Source organism: Thalassospira sp. MBR-102 (assembly GCF_040549275.1).
Taxonomy (GTDB): Bacteria; Pseudomonadota; Alphaproteobacteria; order Rhodospirillales; family Thalassospiraceae; genus Thalassospira; species Thalassospira xiamenensis.
In genome coordinates, this window is record NZ_JBEPTC010000003.1 from 107246 (window position 1) to 128431 (window position 21186).

A 21186-nucleotide genomic window follows, 5' to 3' on the forward strand; every position below is an offset into this window, starting at 1 on the left:
TGACGGAGCAACCGGAATGCTGAAACTGAAAGTCGATGAAATGAGCTGCGGCCATTGCGCTGCCACTGTTACCAAAGCTGTCGAGGGCGTTTCGGGGGTTGAAAAAGCCGATATCGACCTTGCAAAGGGTGAAGTAACCGTGACCGGCAATCCCGATGTCGCAGCCCTGATCGCCGCCATTGACGATGCCGGTTATCCGGCCCGCGAACTGGCCTGATCGATCAAGATATCCACGCGGAAGGCCGCCCAGATGGGCGGTCTTTTGCGTTTCGGTTTCCCGCATTCAGGCTTTGTCGACATGTTCGATATCAGGCAGGAAAATCGCAAGGAAACCAATGGCCGGCAACCATGCGCAAACCTGATAGACCAGCTCCAGCCCGAAATGATCAGCCATCACGCCAAGAATGGCCGCACCAAGCCCGCCAAGCCCAAAGGCCAGGCCAAAGAACAGGCCGGAAATCATGCCAATACGTCCCGGCACAAGTTCCTGCGCATAGACAACAATCGCCGAAAATGCCGATGACAGGATCAGACCGATGGCAATCGAGAGCATCACGGTCGCCCCCAATCCAACATAAGGCAGGATCAGTGCAAAGGGCAGTGCTCCAAGGATCGATCCCCATATCACTTTTTTGCGACCAATCCGGTCGCCCACCGATCCGCCGATCAGGGTTCCTGCCGCGACCGAAGCCAGGAAAATGAACAGATAAATCTGCGCATCGCCTTCGGAGAGCGGGAATTTTTCCATGAGGTAAAAGACGTAATAGCTGGTGAAGCTGGCGAGATAGAACCATTTCGACAGCATCAGGCAGAACAGAACCGTCAAGCCGCCAATCACCTGGCGTCGGGCCGGAAGATTTGCCGCCAGATGAACAACACGCGGGCGGCGCACGGCATGGCCGTTGCGTTTATACCAGCGCCCGAGAAGGGTCAGGATGACGACCCCAGCCAATGCGGCAAAGGCAAACCATGCCAGACTGCCCTGTCCGTGCGGCAAAACCACTGCGACCACCAGCAACGGCCCGATGGCTGAACCGACATTGCCGCCCACCTGAAACAGCGACTGCGCAAAGCCATGCGCCCCGCCCGATGCCAGACGCGCCAGACGCGAGGATTCCGGGTGAAAGATCGACGATCCCACACCCAGCATCGCACTGCCCACAAGCAGCATCGCAAAACTGGTTGCCGAGGACAGCACCAGAAGCCCCGCCATCGACATCCCCATACCAAACGGCAAGGAATAGGGTTGCGGCCGACGGTCCGTGAAATGACCAATGAAAGGTTGCAGCAACGATGCCGTCACCTGATAGGTCAGGGTCAATAGACCGAGCTGCGCAAAGGATAGATCAAAGCCGCCCCTAAACACCGGATAAGCCGCGACAAATAGCGACTGGATCATATCGTTCAGCAAATGGCAGAAACTGGCCGCACCCAGAACCGGCAAAACGGTTCGGGTCACTTGCGGACGGTTAAGGAAGGCTTCGTTCATCGGAGACCTCGTTGAAATAACATTAAACGCAAGCCTTGGTGCGTTGATCGTCATTATAAAAATTGCAAAACGGCCCACCACCGCGTTAGGGTCAATTTATTACGAGACTGGGCCAATCACGCAAGACAGGCATCGATGTCATCTTTTCGCGAAGTTCCAAGACCGGTTATCGCATTGGGTACGGATTATCCCGACGGTCATGTAATTGCCGCCCATCGCCATGATCGCGATCAGTTGCTATATGGCTTGACTGGGGTTTTGATGGCATCAACCCAGCACGGCGCATGGATGATGCCACCCCAGCGCGGCATGCTGATCCCCGCCGGGGTCATCCACGAGGTCCGGCTGTTTGGCGATGTCAAAATGCGCTCGCTTTATCTGCGCCCGAACCGGCTTGGTGCGGCGGACAACCAGTGCAAGGTGGTCGGTATTTCATCGCTGATGCGTCATTTATTGATCGAAGCGGTTGCCGTCCCGGCGGAATATGACATGGCGGGTCGTGATGGTGCATTGATGGCGCTGATTGAACATGAAATCAAACGGTTGCCGGTCCTGCCGCTGTCGCTTCTGCTACCGGAACAGGCCGCATTACGGGAAAAATGCCGTGCCTTTCTGGCATCTCCGACCCCGCATGAAACCATCGATGACTGGTGCCATCATCTGGGCATGAGCCGCCGAAGCTTTACCCGGCAGTTTCGCAAGGAAACCGGATCAAGCTTTGTTGAATGGCGTCAACAGGCCTGCATCCTTGCCGCCCTGCCAAGACTGGCCGCCGGTGAAGCCGTGACAACGATTGCGATGGACCTTGGCTATGACAATCCCGCCGCGTTCAGCAACATGTTCAAACGCATCCTTGGCGCATCACCACGCGATTACCGGACTGCGGGCACGTAGGAAAATATTTCGCCTCTGAGCTTGCAAAAAAATGGAACATCAGGATCACTTCATCGGGCACCAAGCAAATTGCACATAGAAAAATGGTTAAGCCCGCATGCTAAATCGGACTTAACCATTGAAAGATAACGCCGAAACAAGATCGGTTGGCATTCATGATGCCATATCAGCGCCCGAGCCTTGGCGAAACGGAGCAGACAGCCTAAGCAGCCTTTACCGCCGACAAGAAAGCTTCGACTTTCTGAAGCAGGATATCTGCCTGCTGAGACATATTATTTGAGGCAGAAAGGACTTGCTCGGCCGCAGCCCCGGTTGATGCCGCGGCTTGGTTGACACCGTGAATATTGGCCGTTACTTCGCCGGTACCCGCAGAAGCCTCCTGTACGTTCCGATTGATTTCATCGGTTGCGGCACCTTGCTGTTCAACCGCACTGGCTATTGCCGATGCAATTTCACTAATTTCGGTGATGGTTGTTCCGATGGAATCAATGGCAACAACAGCGCCCTCTGTTTCGCTTTGGATTGCGGTTATCTGATTTGTGATTTCCTCGGTGGCCTTGGAGGTCGCATTAGCAAGGTTTTTCACCTCGGCCGCGACAACGGCAAAACCTTTGCCTGCTTCACCTGCGCGGGCAGCCTCGATCGTGGCATTCAGAGCCAAAAGATTGGTCTGTGCCGCAATATCACTGATCAAACCGACGACATCACCAATTTTCTGAGCCGCTTCTGCAAGTCCACGAACCTGTGCATTCGTACTTTGCGCTTCCACAACAGCCTTATCCGCCACACGGGATGACTGTGTAACCTGATGGCTGATTTCAGAGATCGATGCACTTAGTTCTTCGGATGCGCTGGCAACGGTTTGAACATTATTTGATGCCTGCTCGGCCGCCGCAGCAACAACCGTTGACTGACGACTGGTTTCTTCCGCGGTTGCCGTCATTGACGTTGCAGTATGCTGCATTTCGGTCGCTGCATCCGAGACCGTTTTCAGAACGACCGATACATCACCTTCAAAATCACCGGTCAGTTTTTCGATCAACCTGGCGCGGGATTCACGCTGTTTCTGGGCTTCGACTTCCTGGGCGGCCAGTTCCTCTGCCTTGATCATGTTTTCTTTAAACACGAGCACCGCCTTGGCCATATCACCAATTTCATCCTTGTGATCCTGTCCGGGGATATCAACGGTTTTGTCGCCTCCGGCAAGAACCCGCATCGCGTTTGTAATGGTAATAATCGGACGCGAAATACCAACACCGATCAGCCACGCTGCTGCCAAACCGACCACCACAGCAATTGCAGAAATAATTGCGGCAAGCGAAATGGCAAAAGCGTTTTCTGCTTTTGCTCTAGGACCAATCTCATCCTGTTTGGCTTTGAAGGACAGTTTGAGTTCTTCGATGTCGCTTGCGACCTTTGGCCCCAGAACGTTCAAGGTCTTTTCAGCGATACGTTGTTGTTCCGCAGGATCCTTGGTTGCGCTTAACGCACGAACCGCCGCAGCATACGCCGCAATATCCTGATCCACAGCTTTCGCACTTTCGAGATAGTCAGGGTCTTTAATAAGAGACAAAAATTCGGCGTTAAGCTTTTTGGTTGTTACCAATCTTTGATTTGCGTTTTCAAGTGCTTCAGGAGACTGCCTCATCTGAAAATTCAAAACCGAGACACGAGCTTCAAGCATATTGGCCTGAACACGTGAAGCTTGGTTTGATTGCAGTGCAATCTGCCGATACTCGTTGAAATTACTGTCTGCATCCATCAATGCAATAACGCAGATCGCCGACACCGTGATCATCAAAACCAACATCACGCCAAAACCGCCAGCAACTTTGATGGCAATTTTAATTCGCTTTAGAAGCCCCATATTACTACCCCACACCCCAATAACTATCCTTTAGTATTGTTCCCCCAAAAAAGAACCACACATCTAGAGGGAGCCTTGATACAAAAGAATGAATTCATTTCACGCCGCAATCAGAGGAAACTGTTTCGCTCTGAGCAAAATTGTCCCATGCAATCAATGGCTTTGAATGAACATGACCTGCCCGCACGCAACCTGAGATGAAATATGCGACATTGCCTCAAGTCATCACGAAGGTTTTCTAAGGTTTCAGAATGCTTACAGGAAATAAACACTGTGCGACGATCATCCTGAGCACTTCGCAAAGCTGCGTATAATCACGTCTCAAACTTTGCTTGAGATTAATCAACACCCCAGTCGGAAAGTTAACAGTCAAGCGCAGATAGATCGCGAATGCCAAACATCGCCCGGGCAAAACATCGCTTATGCACGGATACGGGCGATCATTTCAGTTTGGCACTGAAGTTCACTCTGTACACACCATCAAAGACAGAGAAATAGTGGTACAAAAATGAACCAAAATCAAGAAAAAACACCTTTAGTGGTATTTTTTTAGACCATTAAACCCAAAAGTATCAATTTTGAGAATCTAAATAAATCAAAGGTTCATTTTTTTTTGATTCTTCACACTCCAATTCCATACAGGAACAGCAGTTATGATAACCAACCTTAGTGAGCGAATAAGAGAGGCAAGAAAGCATATAGGGCTTAGTGCATCGGAAGCAGCAGACCTTGCCGGACTTACACGCAAATCGTGGGAACGTTACGAGCTGGACAAAAATGAACCAAAAGCATCATCTTTGGCTGTACTGGTTGATAAGGGCATAGACGCAAGCTGGTTGCTGACAGGAAGGGGCAGCATGCTGAGAAGCGAAGTGCGGGATCAAGTGCGCGTGATTGACGCCGATTTACTACGCATGATTCTCGAGGAAATTGAATACTATCGCTCACAAAACAATAGGACATGGGGCATATCGGAGGCGGCTCGCGTTATTGTTCTAAGCTATGAAATGCTGCAAGCAGAAAGAGATCGGGGTATTGAGCCATCTCCAAGAAACCTGAACCTACTCTTACAGGCAGCAAATTTGTGATTTAAAGACAAAAGTTCCGACGCCTCCCAATTCTACAACAGTATGTTTTATGAAATCTTCAGGCAACATTTGGCTCATTAACGTTGAAGATGATTAGCGACACATAGAACCCAACAAAAAGCCGCCTGTTTCAGATCGAAACGGGCGGCTTTTGCTCATCTTCTGATGATTGAAATCAGCCGAGGATTTTGTCGCGGAGCATCTGGTTGACCATGCCCGGGTTGGCTTTGCCACCCGTGGATTTCATGACCTGGCCAACGAACCAACCCAGCATGCGGTCCTTGCCGTCGCGGATTTCCTGAACCTTGTCCGGGTTGGCCGCAATGACTTCGTCGATTGCTGTTTCAATCGCACCGGTATCGGTGATCTGCTTCAGACCTTTTTCTTCCACGATCTTTTCCGGGTCATTGCCGGTTTCGATCATGATTTCAAAGACGTCCTTGGCGATACGGCCTGAAATGGTGTCATCCGAAATCAGGTCCAGAAGTTTGCCGAGATTTTCGGCCGTGACCGGGCTTTCGGTGACGGGAACTTCCAGCTTGTTGAGCGCACCAAACAGGTTGGTGATCACCCAGTTCGCGGCAAGTTTGCCGTCGCGGCCCTTGGCAACGACTTCGTAATAGGCGGCCTTTTCCTGATCGGCAACGAGAACACCGGAATCATAAGCCGACAGGCCGTTTTCACGCATGAAACGGGCTTTTTTCTCGTCCGGGAGTTCCGGCAGGGTCTTTTCGATTTCGGAAACGAATGCCTGATCGAATACTAGCGGCAGCAGATCCGGGTCCGGGAAATAGCGGTAATCATGTGCCATTTCCTTGGACCGCATCGAACGGGTTTCACCCAGACGCGGATCATAAAGACGGGTTTCCTGAACGATTTCGCCACCGGCTTCGATGACTTCGACCTGACGTTTTGCTTCGATCTCGATCGCCTGCATCACATAACGGATGGAGTTGACGTTCTTGATTTCGCAACGCGTGCCAAATTCGGCACCCGGACGACGGACCGAAACGTTGGCATCGCAACGCATCGAACCTTCGTTCATGTTGCCATCGCATGTGCCAAGGTAACGCACAATCGCGCGCAACTTGGTCAGGTAGGCACCGGCTTCTTCCGGGGTACGGATATCAGGCTTGGACACGATTTCCATCAGAGCAACGCCCGAACGGTTCAAATCGATATGCGAATATTTCGGGTCCTGATCGTGCATCGATTTACCGGCATCCTGTTCAAGATGCAGGCGTTCAATGCCGACCGATTTGGTCGAGCCATCAGGCATGTCGAGGATAATGGTCCCCTCGCCGACAATCGGTTTGTCAAACTGTGAAATCTGATAGCCCTGCGGCAGATCGGCATAGAAGTAGTTCTTGCGTGCAAAGACGCTTTCAAGATTGATCCTGGCTTTAAGGCCAAGGCCGGTCTTGACGGCTTGCCGCACGCATTCCTCGTTGATGACCGGCAACATGCCCGGCATGGCCGCGTCAACAAGGCTGACATTGGTGTTCGGATCGTTACCGAATGTGGTCGATGCGCCCGAGAAAAGCTTGGACTTGGAAACCACCTGACAGTGGACTTCCAGACCGACAACGATTTCCCAAGGGCCGGTTGAACCTTCGATGATATAGGTCATGGATCAGCCCTCCTGCCCGGCCGGTTTCGCGGTAAAGTTGGCGGCAGTTTCAAGCACGCCACCGACACGCAGAACGGTTTCTTCGTCAAACGGTTTGCCAATAAGCTGCAAACCAAGCGGCAGACCTTCGGCAGACAGGCCCGTCGGAACGGACAGACCCGGAAGACCCGCAAGACTTGCCGGAACGGTAAAGACGTCGTTCAAATACATTTTGACCGGATCGTCTTCGTTTTCACCAATCGCAAAGGCCGCCGACGGAGCGGTCGGTGCCAGAATGGCATCAACGGTGCCAAATGCGGTTGCGAAATCCTCGTAAATGCGACGACGGACTTTAAGCGCCTTGTTGTAATAGGCGTCATAGTAACCAGCCGACAGCACATAGGTGCCGATCATGATGCGGCGCTGGACTTCCTTGCCGAAACCAGCCGCACGGGACTTCATATACATGTCGTCCAGGCTGTCACCTTCATCCATGACGCGCTGGCCGTAACGCAGGCCGTCATAACGCGCAAGGTTCGAGGATGCCTCGGCCGGGGCGACGATATAATAGGTGCCAAGCGCATATTTGGTGTGCGGCAGGGTCACATCGACCACTTCGGCACCTGCATCGCGCAGCATCGCAATACCGTTATCCCACAGCTTGTTGATTTCTTCGGGCATGTTATCGACACGATATTCTTTCGGAATACCGATTTTCATGCCGCGAATGTCACCCGTCAGGGCGGCCTCGAAATCAGGAACCGCAACCGGGGCGGATGTGCTGTCCTTGGCATCGTGTCCGGCCATTGCGCCCAGCATGATCGCAGCGTCGCGAACGGTTTTGGTCATTGGACCAGCCTGATCAAGCGAGCTTGCAAAGGCGACAATGCCCCAGCGCGAGCAACGGCCATAGGTTGGCTTCAGGCCGACAATACCGCAATAGGATGCCGGTTGACGGATCGAGCCGCCGGTATCGGTACCGGTCGCCGCCAGCGCCATGCCCGCAGCAACAGTAGCCGCCGAACCACCAGACGAGCCACCCGGAACCAGATCCTTGCCATCCTTGCCCTTCCACGGGTTGATGACATTGCCGTAATAGGACGAGGTATTGGACGACCCCATGGCGAATTCATCAAGGTTGGCCTTGCCGAGCATCACCGCGCCGTTACCAAACAGGTTGGTGGTGACGGTCGATTCATATTCCGGTTTGAACCCCTCAAGAATGTGCGAGGCTGCGGTCGTCTGGACACCTTCGGTGCAGAACAGATCCTTGATCGCAATCGGCAGGCCTTCCATTTTGCCCGCGTCACCCTTGGCGCGCTTGGCATCGGAAGCCTTGGCCATGTCGATGGCCTTGTCCGGGGTTTCGGTGATGTAAGCGTTCAGATTACGGTGCGCTTCCATCGATTTGATGTGGGCTTCGGTCAGTTCGACCGACGTGTAATCGCCCTTTGCCAGCCCGTCACGGGCTTCAGCAAGCGTCAGATTTGTCAGATCAGTCATTATTCAACCACCTTCGGCACAACAAAACAGCCAGCATCGGTCATCGGTGCGTTTGACAGCACTTTTTGCTGGATATTGCCATCGGTGACTTCGTCCTTGCGCATCGGCAGGGTCAGATCGGCAACCGACGTCAGGGGATCACAACCCTCGACATCAACTTCTTGCAGTTCCTCGACGAAATCGAGGATACGGGTCAAATCTCCCGCCAGTTCGCCAAGCCCTTCTTCGGACACGTTGATACGCGACAGAAAGGCGATGCGACGAACTGTTTCCTTATCCAAAGACGACATGGATGAAAGTCTCTCTTAAGGAATGACAAAACACCCGGCAGGCAGGCGGCCTGCCGGAACCTGAAATTACAGCGCGGAAACTAGCACCCCGCCGCCGCCGCTGCAAGGGTCGTTGCCGCCCTTTACTATGGGCTAGCATTGCCCGGTTTCGTGACCAACGTACCGCGCCATGCCGAAGTTATTTGAACAAAAGAGAACGGCCCGGCTCAAACCAGATGGATTTCTTCTCCGAAGAGGAGCCCGTTCAGGCTTCGTCACGCGATCATGGTTGCACTAGGTTCACAGCGAAATCCTGGTTCCGGCCTGCCCCTTCAAAATTTGACCTGCGTCCTCAAGACGACCGATCCCGGCCATCCTCCCTGCCGTGACAAAATCGGCTGCCGCAGTCACCTTGGGGGCCATCGACCCGTCAGGCAATGAAAGTGCGCGCGCCTCATCAGGGGAAAGCCTGTCAATCCGACAGGCATCTGGCGTCCCGAAATCACGGTAAACCCCGTCCACGTCGGTAAGCAGCAGCAAAGCATCAGCACCGATCTTCTTGGCGAGAAGAGCACTGGCGGCATCCTTGTCGATGACCGCTTCGATGCCGGTCAGGCTGCCGTCTTTTTGATAGACCACCGGAATACCGCCCCCTCCCGTGCAAATAACAATAACACCATGCTTCAAAAGCAATTGAATAACCGGGATGTCAGGTATTTCGACCGGCTTTGGGGAGGGAACGACCCGACGCCATTTATTGCCGTCCTGCGCAATGGTCCAATGGCCTTTGGCAGCCTTTTCTTCGGCCTCTTCCTTGTCATATACGGGGCCGACGAATTTGGTCGGACAGGCAAAAGCCGGGTCCTTTTTATCGACAACGACCTGTGTCAGCAAAGCAGCAACCGGCCGTTCATGATTCAACGCATTTTCCAATTCCTGCTCGATCATGTATCCGATCATGCCTTCGGTTTCAGCCCCCAGAACGTCAAGTGGATATTCTTCTTCCGGACGATATGCGGCACCTTGCAAAGCCAGCAAACCGACCTGAGGCCCATTGCCATGCGTCAGAACAAGATGATGCCCATCGCGAACGATTTGGGCCAGCACCGTGGTAGCGCGCCGCACATTGGCGCGCTGCGTATTGGCCGTCATGGGTTCGCCGCGTTTAAGCAGAGCATTCCCACCAAGGGCTGCCACAACAAGCATGTTATCCTCCCAGTGTTGCGACCAAAACGGCTTTGATCGTATGCATCCGGTTTTCAGCCTGATCAAAAACAATCGATGCCGGGCTTTCGAACACCTCGTCGGTAACTTCCATCGCATCAAGGCCGAACTCTGCCTTGATTTCCGCCCCCACACTGGTGGTGGTATCATGAAATGCTGGAAGACAGTGCATGAAGCGCACATGCGGATTGCCCGTTTTGTCCAGAACGTCCTTGTTCACCTGATACGGACGCAGAATCTTGATCCGTTCGGCCCATTTTTCCTTGGGCTCCCCCATCGAAACCCAGACATCCGTGTAAACGAAGTCAACGTCCCTGACCGCCTCGTCAACATTTTCAGTGAGGGTCAGCTTGGCTCCAGTTTCACGCGCAACCAATCGTGCCTCTTGCTGAATGCTTTCAACCGGCCAGCAGTTTTTGGGCGCACACAGGCGTACATCCATGCCCATCTTGGCACCACCAATCAACAGGCTGTTACCCATATTGTTGCCAGCATCGCCCAAAAAGGCATATCGGGTTTGGTGCAGCGGCTTTTCGACATGCTCCTGCATGGTCAGGAAATCTGCCAGAATTTGCGTTGGATGGAATTCATCGGTTAACCCGTTGAAAACCGGAACCCCCGCATATTGCGCAAGCGTTTCCACAACTTTCTGCCCAAAACCACGATATTCGATCCCGTCATAAATACGGCCCAGAACACGTGCCGTATCCTTGACGCTTTCCTTGTGGCCAATATGGCTTCCGGTTGGCCCAAGATAGGTCACGCGCGCGCCTTGATCATAGGCGGCAACTTCGAACCCGACCCGTGTACGCGTGGAATCCTTTTCAAAAATCAGCGCAATGTCCTTACCGGTCAAAGTCGGAACTTCGTAGCCGGCATATTTCGCCGATTTCAAATCCTTCGCCAGCTTCAACAGGAACTTGATTTCCTCACCGGAAAAATCGCTCAGGGTCAGGAAGCTACGGTTTTTAAGATTAAATGCCATTTTCAGGCTCCTTCGTTCTATGCAACCTGGGGCCTGGCCCCTACACCGGATCACGCATGGTTGGGCAGCTCATGCAATGCCCACCGCCGCGCCCCCGGCCCAATTCGGCGCCCGGTATGGCAAGAACCTTGATACCTGCGGCTTCAAGGGCGGCATTGGTATCGTCGTTTCGGTCATAACCGATGACGACGCCCGGACGCAGGGCCAGAACATTGTTTCCGTCGTTCCACTGTTCGCGTGACTGTTCGGCTTCGTTATTGCCGCCAGTCGGGACAACTTGCAGGGATTTATAGCCAAAAACCTCGGCAACGATGTCAAAGATGGGACGCGGATCGACACGGAAGTTCAGCTTGCCTGCTTCGGAACCGGGACGAATATCATAGCAAACCAGACCGTCAGCGACTTCCTTGAACGTCGTCACGACATCCCCTCCGCACAGGGTGAAAATCGTATCCAGATGCATGGCGGCACGTGATTTCGGTATCTGGAAGGCAAGAACACGTTCAACCACGTTATCGCGGAACAAAGCCTGCGCAAGTTGCCCCACCGCCTGTGGCGAAGATCGCTCGCCCATGCCAACCAGCACCGTGCCATTCCCGACCGGCATGATGTCGCCGCCCTCCAGCGTCGCCAGACCATGATCGCAGGTTGGATCGCCCCAGTGGATCTTTGTCTTTCCCGAAAATTTTGGATGAAATTTGTATATTGCCGTATTAAGCAATGTTTCCGGTCGCCGTGCCGCCCAGAACATCGGGTTGACGGTAACACCGCCATAAATCCAGGCACTGTTGTCGCGGGTAAACAGCGCATTGGGCAATGGCGGTAAAATGAAACCATGATGCCCCAGATAGCTGCCGAACAAGCCGGTCGGCTCAAAAGGCAACTCATCGACGGTCAACCCGCCCAGAAGGAGTTCCGCAAGGCTGGCAGCCGGAAGATCTTCCATCCAGCCACGCAATTCCGAAAGCGCGCCAACACCGATCTGATCGGCAGTGATGCGATGATCAAGAACCCAGGAACGGGCTTCTTTGATGGCAAGCGTTTCAGATAGCAGATCATTGACATCAAGGACTTCGACACCTTCGTTGCGCATGATACTGGCAAAGACATCATGATCCTTTTGGGCCTGCTTGACCCAAAAAACATCATCAAACAAAAGCTCCTGACAATTACCCGGCGTCAAACGACGATGGGCCAATCCGGGGCGACAAACAACAACCTGACGCAACGTTCCGGTCTCAGAATGAACGCCGAGCATTTTTTCAGACATGACACTGTCCTTTCGGGGGACCTAAAGAGAAGTTCCGACACACAAAACGACAGTAATCATGACTGTCAGCATCAAAAGAAGCGGCCAGACAAATGCCAGCCAGCGGTCGTAAGACACCCGACCAATGGCGAGCCCGCCAACCACCACGGCAAATGTCGGATTGATCAGATTGACCAACCCGTTTGCCGACTGATAGGCGGTCACGATCAGATGCCTGTCGACCCCGGAAAAATCGGACAAGGGTGCCAGAATCGGCATCGACAGAACAGCCAGCCCCGATGACGACGGCACAAGGAAACTCATTCCCGCCTCGATCCAGAACATCAGGTTGATAAAAGCCAGATTGCCAAGCCCGCTCAGGCTGCCAACAGCCCCGTGCAGCAATGTGTCGGCAATCAGGCCGTTTTGCATGATCACCACAATCCCCCGAGCCAGCCCGACAACAAGGGCGACCCCCAAAAGATCGCGCGCCCCGTCGACAAAATGCCCCGTCACTTCTTTTTCGCCCATCCGCGCCAAAAGACCGATCACAATCGCAGAACCAAGGAACAGAGCCCCCATCTGGGCCATCCACCAATCCTGGGATGAAACGCCCCAGATCATCACCGCGAAGGTTAAACCGAACAGGATCAAGATCAGGCTTTGTTTACCAGTAAGGGTCGCACTGTCTGTTTGGGCGTTATGACCTTTCAGAAAGAGGGACCGGTGTGAATCCAGTTGCTTGGCAACAATCGATTTCGACGGGTCATTTTTCACCCGACCGGCATAACGCATCACATAAGCAATGCAGATGACCAAACCCAAAATCAGGATAACAAAGCGCAACACAATACCCGAAGTGAACGGAATATTCGCTGCGTTCGCCGCAATCACGGTGGCAAACGGATTTATGGTCGAGCCCAGAACACCGATACCGGCACCAAGCATGATGATCGCAACCGCGGTCACGGTATCGTAGCCCGCTGCAATCATGACCGGAATTAACAGACCATAAAAAGCCAGCGTTTCTTCCGCCATGCCATAGGTGGTCCCCCCGATGGCAAACAAGGTCATCAAAATAGGGATCATCCATATCTCGTGCCCTTTTAGCTTTTTCATCGCAGATCGAATACCGGTATCGATTGCACCGGTCGCGTTTACCACGCCCAGAAAACCGCCAAGGAAAAGAACAAACAGCGCCACATCAATCGCATTTGCGGCATAGCTATCAGGATCATAAAAACCGGCACCGGGTGCCAGCATGACATCAAAGAAGCCCTGCGGATTCGGATCGACTTCGTGATATGTACCGGGAACGGCAACCTCACGACCAATCGCCTCATTCATTTCCCGGTCATACTGCCCGGCCGGAATGACCCAGGTAAGAGCCGCGACAACAATAATCAGAGCAAACAGGATCGTGTAGGCCGTGGGAAAACGGGACAACAAATCATGCTCATGTGTCTGTTCTGGCTTTGACGGTTTGTCAAGCTTGGACGGCATTGCAAACTCCTGCTAAATAACGAAAAACCAACAATGTTTTCAGGTCTCGTCTCAGAAAAACTGCAATCCAATCAGGATGGATATCCACTTATCCCATAAGCAGACGCCAAGTTCATTGACATACATCTAAAAAAATTGAATTCACAAAAAGTAAAACCAGAATGAATTTTATGTAAAATTTGAAATAATAAAAATAAAATCTATTTTTATTCTTATTTTATTATTAGCAGTACTTTATAAATTTAAATAATGGAAAATAAAAATTAAAATACCTTGAATTTACCTTCAACCAGCCATCCAGCACGTCCGCTTCCCAAATTGACTTCAAACTTATCAATCATGCGTTACAATCTGCGTTAAATTGCCTTATGGTGGATTTTCGGGCTGAATATGGCGTCATTTTCAAAAGCTAACAATTTACCATTTGGCCTTTTGATCAATCCGAAATATTAGCTCTGGCACAGGACATAACTTACACCTATAAGGGCGCCATGATTTGCAATGACACACAGGAATTGCTGCGGTTTTTGACACCGGCAGCACGCGTTTTGGGGCTGGATCTCGGCACCAAAACCATTGGCGTGGCCCTTTCGGATGTCGGGCTGCAGATCGCGTCCCCCTATTCGCTGATTTCGCGCAAGAAATTCATGCGTGATATTGCCGAACTTTCGGCAATCGTCACCAAGCAGAATGTCGACGGCATCATCATCGGTTTTCCGCGTGAACTTGACGGCACGGTCGGCAAGGCATGCCACCGGGTTTATGCCTTTGTCGACGAAATGCAGAATTATATCGATCTGCCGATCCTGCTTTGGGATGAACGTCTTTCGACCAACGCGGTTGAACGCATCCTGATTGAAGATGTCGACATGACGCGCAAACGCCGGGCCCAGGTCGTCGATAAAACGGCTGCGGCCTATATCCTGCAAGGCGCGCTTGATAACCTTAATCTTCATACCGATCCGGGCGCAAACCCTGATGACGACGATGATGAAGATGAATTTGGTGACGAAGAAGCCTGATTTTCAGCCAAACGAAACCACTTGGTTTCAGAGTTTTCGATCAGCCGCCTGTTTGTTCAGGCGGCTTTTCCTTTGGCCGTAAAAACAACCAGTGTTCCGAAAAATTTCGAGGGCGGCAGGATCAGACGGCCCTTTTTATGGATTGCCCCCATGGACTGGGCGGCTTGGGCAATCGTGTCGAGCGTGTTGACGATGATTTCATAACCGGCAAAGCCATCGGTAGGGAAAGCCGGGTCGTCAATTCCGAACCGAGTGACCATTTCATCACTATGCAGAGCTGTGACGATCTTCTCGGTTCCGATTTCTTCGACGAAATCCGTAACCGCGTCCGCCGCCCAATGCGTGAGGAACACCTTGCCAATCGCATAGGCGCCGTTGGCGTGGTTTTGATATTCCGGATAATAGAAATTCTGCGGCGGATGTCGATGCTGGCAGACAAAGGTCACCGCATGGCGCAACAGCGGATGATTGGCAAAGGCCAGCGAAAAGGCCAGATCGGTAAGCGAACCATCCGGGCGGGTTGCTTCGCGTTCGAACTTGAAAACACGGGGCACGGCGGCACCCGCGGCAATGAAATCCTCCCGGTCTTTTTCCGCATCGCGCGATTGCAGCGCCAGCATCGACATGCCTTCGCGCTGACGCAGATAATCGCGGTTATAAATCGGGAAGGAGAACGGCGCGGCAAGATCGGTTTCAGCGATTTTTTCCGGCTCGATCACGGCAAGCAATTCGATATACATGCCATCAAGCTGGATCAGGGCATTGCCAGTGCCAAACGGATGATTGGCACGCGGGGTGACGGTAAAACCCAGCTTGCGGTAAGCATCGCAGGCCGCATCGAGATCATTGACACATAGAACCAGATGATCGATTGCGCGACTCATGGGCTTTCCCCTGATTGCATTCCTGTTTGGCGCGGCAGGTCACAGCGCAGGAATTTCTTTCAATTGATAAATCAGTGCGTTGAACGCATTATCTGAGCGACATCCATTATCACAGGATGTCCGTGCAATGAAACAGGCAGTCTTTTCGATACGACGTCAGGCCGGACTGTTACAATGCAAACCATCACAGCAAATCACATAACAACCGATTAATAACTGCCCCATCGTGCGGCAAGATATTTTCGAAAGCGCCCCATGTTAGCCATCCTGTCCGCCCTGATACCGACCTTTGCCCTGATCGTGCTGGGCTTCATCCTGCGGCAACGCAAATTCCTGCCTGATGCGTTCTGGCCAGGGGCGGAAAAGCTGACCTATTATGTGACATTCCCGGCATTGCTGTTTTCCAATACCGCGCGCGCCGATCTGGGTAGCCTGCCACTAGCGGGAATTGCGACTGCGATGCTGGGCACGGTTTTCATATGTACCGTTCTTATCCTGATCGCCAAGCCGGTTCTGAAAGTCTTCAATCCGGCGTTTTCATCTCTGTTTCAGGGCGCCATCCGGCCCAATACCTATATCGGACTTGCCGTTGCCGCGGCCCTTCTGGGCGAAGCCGGATTGACGGTAACGGCCCTTTGCGTTGCCCTTGTCGTGCCGACGGTCAATGTGCTGTCGGTTCTGGCATGCGCGCATTGGGGGGATAATGACCGCACGCCCGGCGCGGTATCTCTTTTGCGCGATGTTCTGCGCAATCCGTTGCTGATGGCGTGTGTTCTTGGCATTGGGATCAATATGACGGGATTTGGCCTGCCGCCAGTGCTTGGACCGTTTCTGGAAGTTCTGGGGCGTGCGGCATTGCCGATCGGGCTTCTGGCGGTTGGTGCGGGGCTTGATCTTTCGGCGGCACGACGCGCCGGGGGGCCGGTCGGATTTTCCACGCTGGGCAAACTTGTCATCAGCCCGGCCATTGCAGCGGGGCTTTGCCTTTTGCTCGGCCTGCCGCAGGTCGAACTGGCGGCGGTTGTGCTGTATGCCGGATTGCCCTGTTCGGCGAGTGCGTTTGTGCTGGCGCGCCTGATGGGTGGTGACGCCCCGATGATGGCCAGCATCATTACGGTTCACACGCTTGTTGCGATTGTCAGCATTCCGATCCTTGCGGTTTTGCTGCATGTGGTGTGATGTAAACCAAGCGAAATATTGATCATTCGGTCAGGATGTTGGGGCAATATTTTAACTTTCCGTGGCAGGGGCAATTGGGTATGCTCCGCGCGAGTTTCTGCCCATACCATTTAAGGAATATGTGCAACGCCATGAGTGTCATGGGACCAGCGGCGGATCACTATCCGCACCCTCACCTCCTCGGTATCGAAGGTCTTACCCCGGGGGAAATCACCCTTATTCTTGATCGTGCCCAGCATTATGCGGAAAAGAACCGCACAGCAGACAAGACCAGCAACATTCTTGCCGGGGCCACGGTCGTCAATCTGTTCTATGAAAATTCGACCAGAACGCTGACATCGTTTGAACTTGCCGCCAAGCGGCTGGGGGCGATGGTCATCAACATGACGGTCGGCACCAGTTCGGTTAAAAAGGGTGAAACCCTGATTGATACGGCAATGACGCTCAATGCCATGAACCCCGATGCACTTGTGGTCCGTCACGGTGACAGCGGTGCGGTCAAGCTTCTGAGCGAAAAGGTCAATTGTGCGGTTCTCAATGCCGGGGATGGCCGCCACGAGCACCCGACACAGGCGTTGCTTGATGCGCTGACCATCCGCCGCCACAAGGGCCGCCTGCATCGGCTTAATGTCGCGATCTGCGGCGATATCGCGCATTCGCGCGTCGCCCGGTCCAATATCCTGCTGCTTAATACCATGGGATCGCGCGTGCGCCTTGTCGCGCCGCCGACCCTGATCCCGTCAAAGATCGACCGGATGGGGGTCGAGATTTTCCATGACATGGAAGAAGGCCTTAAGGATTGTGACATCGTCATGATGCTGCGCCTTCAGCTTGAACGCATGGAAGGAAGCTTTATCCCGTCGGTCCGCGAATATTTCCATTTCCATGGCCTTGATCGCGCCAAGCTTGCCAATGCCAAGCCCGACGCGCTGATCATGCATCCCGGCCCGATGAATCGCGGGGTGGAAATCGACAGCGAAGTCGCCGACGACGTCGAACGATCCGTCATCCGCGAACAGGTTGAAATGGGGGTTGCGGTGCGCATGGCCGCCCTTGAATTGCTGGTCCAGAACCACAGACAGGCAGGAGGCCAGGCATGACCCCCGCCATTCGCGTAAAGGGTACGGGCCGTAAGGCCATTATCAATGCCCGTCTGCTTGACCCGGCGGCACAGACCGACAGTACGGGCGGCATCCTGATTGAAAACAGCAAGATCATTGATTGCGGTGCGCAGGTCACCCGCGACAATCTGCCCAAGGATTGCGAGATTGTTGATGCTGCGGGTGCGTGTCTTGCGCCCGGTCTTGTCGATATGCGCGCACAATTGCGCGATCCGGGGTTCGAACATCAGGAAACCATCGAAACCGCCGGTCGTTCGGCGGCAGCCGGCGGGATCACCACGATCATCGCACTGCCCAATACTGATCCGGTAATTGACGATGTGGCCGGTGTCGAATTTATCGCACGCCGGGCACGCAAGGTTGGCCTGGCCAAGGTTTTTGCCTATGGCGCGGTATCAAAGGGCATTGAGGGTGGCGAAATCACCGAGATGGGCCTTTTGCATCAGGCCGGTGCAGTGGCGTTTTGCGATGGCGTAAAAACCATCGCCAGTGCCCGGTTGCTGCGACAGGCGCTATCTTATTCGACCTTCTTTGATGGCATGATTGTCCAGCATCCCGAGGAACCGGAACTTTCCAAGGGTGCGTCGATGAATAGCGGCGAACTTGCCACGCGCCTTGGTCTTAGCGGTGTATCACCACTTGCCGAAGTCATGCAGATAGAGCGCGATTTGCGGCTGGTTGAAATGACAGGCGGACGTTTGCATTTTGCCCATATCTCGACAGGAGAGTCGGTCGAGGTGATCCGCAAGGCCAAGAAACGCGGCCTTAAGGTCACGTGCGATACGGCCCCGTTCTATTTTGCGCTTAACGAAAATGCGGTTTCGGATTACCGGACTTTTGCCAAGCTGTCGCCCCCACTTCGGTCCGAAGACGACCGTCAGGCGATTGTGGCAGGCCTTGCCGATGGCACGATTGATGCCATCGCATCGGACCATAATCCGCAGGATGTTGACTCCAAACGCCTGCCTTTTGCGCAGGCCGCCGCCGGTGGTGTTGGTTTTGAAACACTTCTGCCGATCACGCTGGAGCTTTATCACAACGGGCATATGTCGATGCTTGATGTGATTACCAAGCTGACAACCGCCCCTGCGGGACTGGTACGCATCAAGGGTGCCGGTACGCTTGAAATCGGGACAGCGGCCGATCTGGTGCTGTTTGATCCTGATCGCCCATGGAAGATAGATCCTTATCAGTTCGAGTCAAAATCGAAAAACTCGCCATTTGACGGCCGCCTTACCCAAGGCCGTGTCCTGCGCACCATCATTGATGGTCGCGAGGTTTTTGCCGATCCCTCTGTCGCGGAAGGCGCGTGAATATGGAACTTGATGCCACTTACAAGGCAACCCTGATGTCGCTGCAGATTGCGACCGTTTGCGGTTATCTGCTGGGCTCGATCCCGTTTGGTCTGGTTCTGACGCGGATGGCCGGACTTGGCGATATCCGCAAGATCGGATCGGGCAATATTGGTGCGACCAACGTACTGCGTACCGGCAACAAATTTCTGGCATTCCTGACACTTGTCGGCGATGTCGGCAAGGGTGCGGCAGCAGCCCTGCTATTTACCCATTTTGTCAATGCCGAGGCCGGTATTTTTGCTGGTGGTGCCGCGGTTGTCGGGCACATGTTCCCCGTATGGCTGCGTTTCAAGGGCGGCAAGGGTGTTGCCACCACCCTTGGGACCCTTGTTGCGGTCAACTGGATCATGGGGCTTGTCGCGGCGGCAACGTGGCTTGTCATGGCGCTGGTTTTCCGCATTTCATCGCTTTCGGCCCTGATTGCGATGATTGCCGCCCCGATTGCCGCCTTCCTGATCGCCAATGATCCCGGTGCCGGATGGCTTGCAATCTTCCTTGCGGTGATTGTCTGGGCTGCACATCACAGCAATATCCGCCGCCTTCTTAAAGGCGAAGAGCCGAAAATCGGCCAGAAGAAAAAAGAAGCCGCAGCCACCAGCGAAGAATAAGCTATGCAGTTGGAATAGCTTGACGAAACAACGCCCGGATGATCACAATCCGGGCGTTATGGTTTCAGACATGCAACAACCGATACGATTACCGCAATCTGAACGCCTCGCGCGTATGCGACTGGCGAGCAGTACCAATGTTGGCCCGGTCACATTCCGCAAGCTGGTCGAGCGGTTCGGATCGGCACGCAATGCCATTGATGCCCTGCCCGATATCATCGCGCGCACAGGTGGCAAACGGCAGATTGTTCTGGCAACGCGCGAAGACACGATTACCGAAATTGAACAGGCGCGCGCCTGCGATGCCAAGCCGGTGATTATCGGTGATCCGGAATATCCGGTGATGCTGGCCGCGATCGAGGATGCCCCACCCTATTTTTATGCGCTGGGTCGTGTTGAACTTTTGACCAGGCCAACCATCGGGATCGTCGGTGCCCGCAATGCATCGGCCAATGGGTGCGGTTTTGCACGGCGGTTATCCGCCGCCCTGTGCGACGCGGGATATGTTGTCGCATCGGGCATGGCGCGCGGGATTGATGGCGCGGTTCATGATGCCTGCCTCCAAGTCGCAAATACGGATGGCGGCACCGTCGCGGTTCTGGGCGGGGGTGTGGATGTGATCTATCCGCGTGAACATGCCGATCTGTATCGCAAGCTTTGCGAAAATGGCTGCGTGATTTCGGAAATGCCACCGGGACTTAATCCGCAGGCACGGCATTTTCCAAGGCGCAACCGGATCATTTCCGGCCTGTCGCATGGCGTTGTCGTGGTCGAGGCCGGACGCAATTCCGGATCGCTGATTACCGCCCGATTTGCAGGAGAACAAGGACGTGATGTTTTTGCCGTTCCAGGCAGTCCGACCGATCCGCGTGCGGCAGGCCCCAACAGCCTGATCCGTGACGGGGCGATCCTGTGCGACTCCGTTGATGTGATTTTGGATGCCTTGCGTGTTTCCGAACAAAACAACCATCTGCGTGAAGGAATTCATCATTTTGCCATCGAGGGCCGCGCGACAACCACAACCAGTTCATCAGATGATTTCAGCGACATCACCAAATCCATCGAACGCGATGCCCAAAGCGCGATCATCGTCGACACCCCGGAAAGCATTGATAACCAAGAAGAAACAGGGGTCCCTGCCCCGGCCCGAAACGGAGACCGTGAAACGGACCATATACTTGAATTATTGTCGTCCAGTCCGCTTCTGATTGATCAGCTTATCCGGGCTTCTGGCATGCCTGCCGATGTGATTTCGACCATGCTGATTGAGCTTGAGCTTGCAGGAAGGGTTGAACGTCACCCAGGAAATAGGGTATCGCGTATCGCCGAATGAGTGT

At 53.7% G+C, this 21186-nt stretch carries 19 protein-coding genes; 9 read left to right on the forward strand and 10 right to left on the reverse strand.

Annotation, left to right across the window (positions count from 1 at the left end):
- Positions 1-16: 16 nt before the first annotated feature.
- Positions 17-217, forward strand: a complete 201-nt coding sequence (locus tag ABIE64_RS07070; protein ID WP_007089898.1) for a heavy-metal-associated domain-containing protein — start codon at positions 17-19, stop codon at positions 215-217.
- Positions 218-283: 66 nt separating this feature from the next.
- On the opposite strand, the gene ABIE64_RS07075 is transcribed toward ABIE64_RS07070, so the two are convergent.
- Positions 284-1489: an MFS transporter gene (locus tag ABIE64_RS07075; RefSeq protein WP_354376977.1), complete on the reverse strand. Its 1206-nt coding sequence runs from the start codon at positions 1487-1489 to the stop codon at positions 284-286.
- Positions 1490-1624: 135 nt separating this feature from the next.
- Between ABIE64_RS07075 and ABIE64_RS07080 the strand changes: the two genes are divergently transcribed.
- Complete coding sequence (locus ABIE64_RS07080; RefSeq protein WP_354376978.1) at positions 1625-2383, forward strand: AraC family transcriptional regulator; 759 nt, start codon at positions 1625-1627, stop codon at positions 2381-2383.
- Positions 2384-2585: 202 nt separating this feature from the next.
- Here ABIE64_RS07080 and ABIE64_RS07085 read toward each other — a convergent pair whose 3' ends face one another.
- A complete protein-coding gene (locus tag ABIE64_RS07085; protein WP_354376979.1) occupies positions 2586-4250 on the reverse strand; it encodes a methyl-accepting chemotaxis protein in 1665 nt (554 codons plus the stop codon).
- A 653-nt stretch (positions 4251-4903) separates the two neighbouring features.
- Between ABIE64_RS07085 and ABIE64_RS07090 the strand changes: the two genes are divergently transcribed.
- Positions 4904-5338, forward strand: coding sequence for a helix-turn-helix domain-containing protein (locus ABIE64_RS07090; protein ID WP_354376980.1), 435 nt, complete (start codon positions 4904-4906; stop codon positions 5336-5338).
- Positions 5339-5513: 175 nt separating this feature from the next.
- On the opposite strand, the gene gatB is transcribed toward ABIE64_RS07090, so the two are convergent.
- The 7 genes from gatB to ABIE64_RS07125 form a co-directional block, all read right to left on the reverse strand.
- Complete coding sequence (gene gatB / locus ABIE64_RS07095; RefSeq protein WP_354376981.1) at positions 5514-6968, reverse strand: Asp-tRNA(Asn)/Glu-tRNA(Gln) amidotransferase subunit GatB; 1455 nt, start codon at positions 6966-6968, stop codon at positions 5514-5516.
- Between the two features lie 3 nt (positions 6969-6971).
- Positions 6972-8450: an Asp-tRNA(Asn)/Glu-tRNA(Gln) amidotransferase subunit GatA gene (gatA, locus tag ABIE64_RS07100; RefSeq protein ID WP_354376982.1), complete on the reverse strand. Its 1479-nt coding sequence runs from the start codon at positions 8448-8450 to the stop codon at positions 6972-6974.
- Positions 8450-8740 (reverse strand): Asp-tRNA(Asn)/Glu-tRNA(Gln) amidotransferase subunit GatC, encoded by a 291-nt coding sequence (gatC, locus tag ABIE64_RS07105; RefSeq protein ID WP_007089905.1) that lies wholly within the window; start codon positions 8738-8740, stop codon positions 8450-8452. The genes gatA and gatC overlap by 1 nt, the downstream gene beginning before the upstream one ends.
- Positions 8741-9019: 279 nt before the next feature.
- Complete coding sequence (gene arcC, locus ABIE64_RS07110) at positions 9020-9925, reverse strand: carbamate kinase (protein WP_354376983.1); 906 nt, start codon at positions 9923-9925, stop codon at positions 9020-9022.
- 1 nt (position 9926) lies between these two features.
- Positions 9927-10928: an ornithine carbamoyltransferase gene (argF, locus tag ABIE64_RS07115; RefSeq protein WP_354376984.1), complete on the reverse strand. Its 1002-nt coding sequence runs from the start codon at positions 10926-10928 to the stop codon at positions 9927-9929.
- A 40-nt stretch (positions 10929-10968) separates the two neighbouring features.
- The gene (locus ABIE64_RS07120) at positions 10969-12198 is read right to left on the reverse strand and encodes an arginine deiminase (RefSeq protein ID WP_354376985.1); all 1230 of its coding nucleotides are present in this window, start codon (positions 12196-12198) and stop codon (positions 10969-10971) included.
- 21 nt (positions 12199-12219) lie between these two features.
- Positions 12220-13680 carry a YfcC family protein gene (locus ABIE64_RS07125; protein WP_354376986.1) on the reverse strand — a complete coding sequence of 487 codons (1461 nt, stop codon included), beginning with the start codon at positions 13678-13680 and terminating at the stop codon, positions 12220-12222.
- Between the two features lie 491 nt (positions 13681-14171).
- Here ABIE64_RS07125 and ruvX point away from each other — a divergent pair, with 491 nt between their 5' ends.
- Positions 14172-14702 (forward strand): Holliday junction resolvase RuvX, encoded by a 531-nt coding sequence (gene ruvX, locus ABIE64_RS07130; RefSeq protein WP_354376987.1) that lies wholly within the window; start codon positions 14172-14174, stop codon positions 14700-14702.
- 56 nt (positions 14703-14758) lie between these two features.
- Here ruvX and ABIE64_RS07135 read toward each other — a convergent pair whose 3' ends face one another.
- Positions 14759-15586, reverse strand: a complete 828-nt coding sequence (locus tag ABIE64_RS07135; RefSeq protein ID WP_007089907.1) for a VOC family protein — start codon at positions 15584-15586, stop codon at positions 14759-14761.
- Positions 15587-15841: 255 nt separating this feature from the next.
- On the opposite strand from ABIE64_RS07135, the gene ABIE64_RS07140 reads away from it, so the two are divergent.
- The 5 genes from ABIE64_RS07140 (at position 15842) to dprA (ending at position 21182) form a co-directional block, all read left to right on the forward strand.
- On the forward strand, positions 15842-16765 hold the full coding sequence (locus tag ABIE64_RS07140) for an AEC family transporter (protein WP_354376988.1): 924 nt from the start codon (positions 15842-15844) through the stop codon (positions 16763-16765).
- Positions 16766-16905: 140 nt separating this feature from the next.
- Positions 16906-17865: an aspartate carbamoyltransferase catalytic subunit gene (locus ABIE64_RS07145; protein WP_110252313.1), complete on the forward strand. Its 960-nt coding sequence runs from the start codon at positions 16906-16908 to the stop codon at positions 17863-17865.
- Positions 17862-19199: a dihydroorotase gene (locus ABIE64_RS07150; RefSeq protein WP_354376989.1), complete on the forward strand. Its 1338-nt coding sequence runs from the start codon at positions 17862-17864 to the stop codon at positions 19197-19199. Before ABIE64_RS07145 ends, ABIE64_RS07150 begins: the two co-directional genes overlap by 4 nt.
- 2 nt (positions 19200-19201) lie before the next feature.
- On the forward strand, positions 19202-19849 hold the full coding sequence (plsY, locus tag ABIE64_RS07155; protein WP_354377173.1) for a glycerol-3-phosphate 1-O-acyltransferase PlsY: 648 nt from the start codon (positions 19202-19204) through the stop codon (positions 19847-19849).
- Between the two features lie 19 nt (positions 19850-19868).
- Positions 19869-21182 (forward strand): DNA-processing protein DprA, encoded by a 1314-nt coding sequence (gene dprA / locus ABIE64_RS07160; protein ID WP_354376990.1) that lies wholly within the window; start codon positions 19869-19871, stop codon positions 21180-21182.
- Positions 21183-21186 lie beyond the last annotated feature (4 nt).

Coding starts and splice junctions, on each gene's coding strand:
- ABIE64_RS07070 (WP_007089898.1), top strand. CDS start 17: ATGCTGAAACTGAAAGTCGATGAAATGAGCTGCGGCCATTGCGCTGCC.
- ABIE64_RS07075 (WP_354376977.1), bottom strand. CDS start 1,489: ATGAACGAAGCCTTCCTTAACCGTCCGCAAGTGACCCGAACCGTTTTG.
- ABIE64_RS07080 (WP_354376978.1), top strand. CDS start 1,625: ATGTCATCTTTTCGCGAAGTTCCAAGACCGGTTATCGCATTGGGTACG.
- ABIE64_RS07085 (WP_354376979.1), bottom strand. CDS start 4,250: ATGGGGCTTCTAAAGCGAATTAAAATTGCCATCAAAGTTGCTGGCGGT.
- ABIE64_RS07090 (WP_354376980.1), top strand. CDS start 4,904: ATGATAACCAACCTTAGTGAGCGAATAAGAGAGGCAAGAAAGCATATA.
- gatB (WP_354376981.1), bottom strand. CDS start 6,968: ATGACCTATATCATCGAAGGTTCAACCGGCCCTTGGGAAATCGTTGTC.
- gatA (WP_354376982.1), bottom strand. CDS start 8,450: ATGACTGATCTGACAAATCTGACGCTTGCTGAAGCCCGTGACGGGCTG.
- gatC (WP_007089905.1), bottom strand. CDS start 8,740: ATGTCGTCTTTGGATAAGGAAACAGTTCGTCGCATCGCCTTTCTGTCG.
- arcC (WP_354376983.1), bottom strand. CDS start 9,925: ATGCTTGTTGTGGCAGCCCTTGGTGGGAATGCTCTGCTTAAACGCGGC.
- argF (WP_354376984.1), bottom strand. CDS start 10,928: ATGGCATTTAATCTTAAAAACCGTAGCTTCCTGACCCTGAGCGATTTT.
- ABIE64_RS07120 (WP_354376985.1), bottom strand. CDS start 12,198: ATGTCTGAAAAAATGCTCGGCGTTCATTCTGAGACCGGAACGTTGCGT.
- ABIE64_RS07125 (WP_354376986.1), bottom strand. CDS start 13,680: ATGCCGTCCAAGCTTGACAAACCGTCAAAGCCAGAACAGACACATGAG.
- ruvX (WP_354376987.1), top strand. CDS start 14,172: ATGATTTGCAATGACACACAGGAATTGCTGCGGTTTTTGACACCGGCA.
- ABIE64_RS07135 (WP_007089907.1), bottom strand. CDS start 15,586: ATGAGTCGCGCAATCGATCATCTGGTTCTATGTGTCAATGATCTCGAT.
- ABIE64_RS07140 (WP_354376988.1), top strand. CDS start 15,842: ATGTTAGCCATCCTGTCCGCCCTGATACCGACCTTTGCCCTGATCGTG.
- ABIE64_RS07145 (WP_110252313.1), top strand. CDS start 16,906: ATGGGACCAGCGGCGGATCACTATCCGCACCCTCACCTCCTCGGTATC.
- ABIE64_RS07150 (WP_354376989.1), top strand. CDS start 17,862: ATGACCCCCGCCATTCGCGTAAAGGGTACGGGCCGTAAGGCCATTATC.
- plsY (WP_354377173.1), top strand. CDS start 19,202: ATGGAACTTGATGCCACTTACAAGGCAACCCTGATGTCGCTGCAGATT.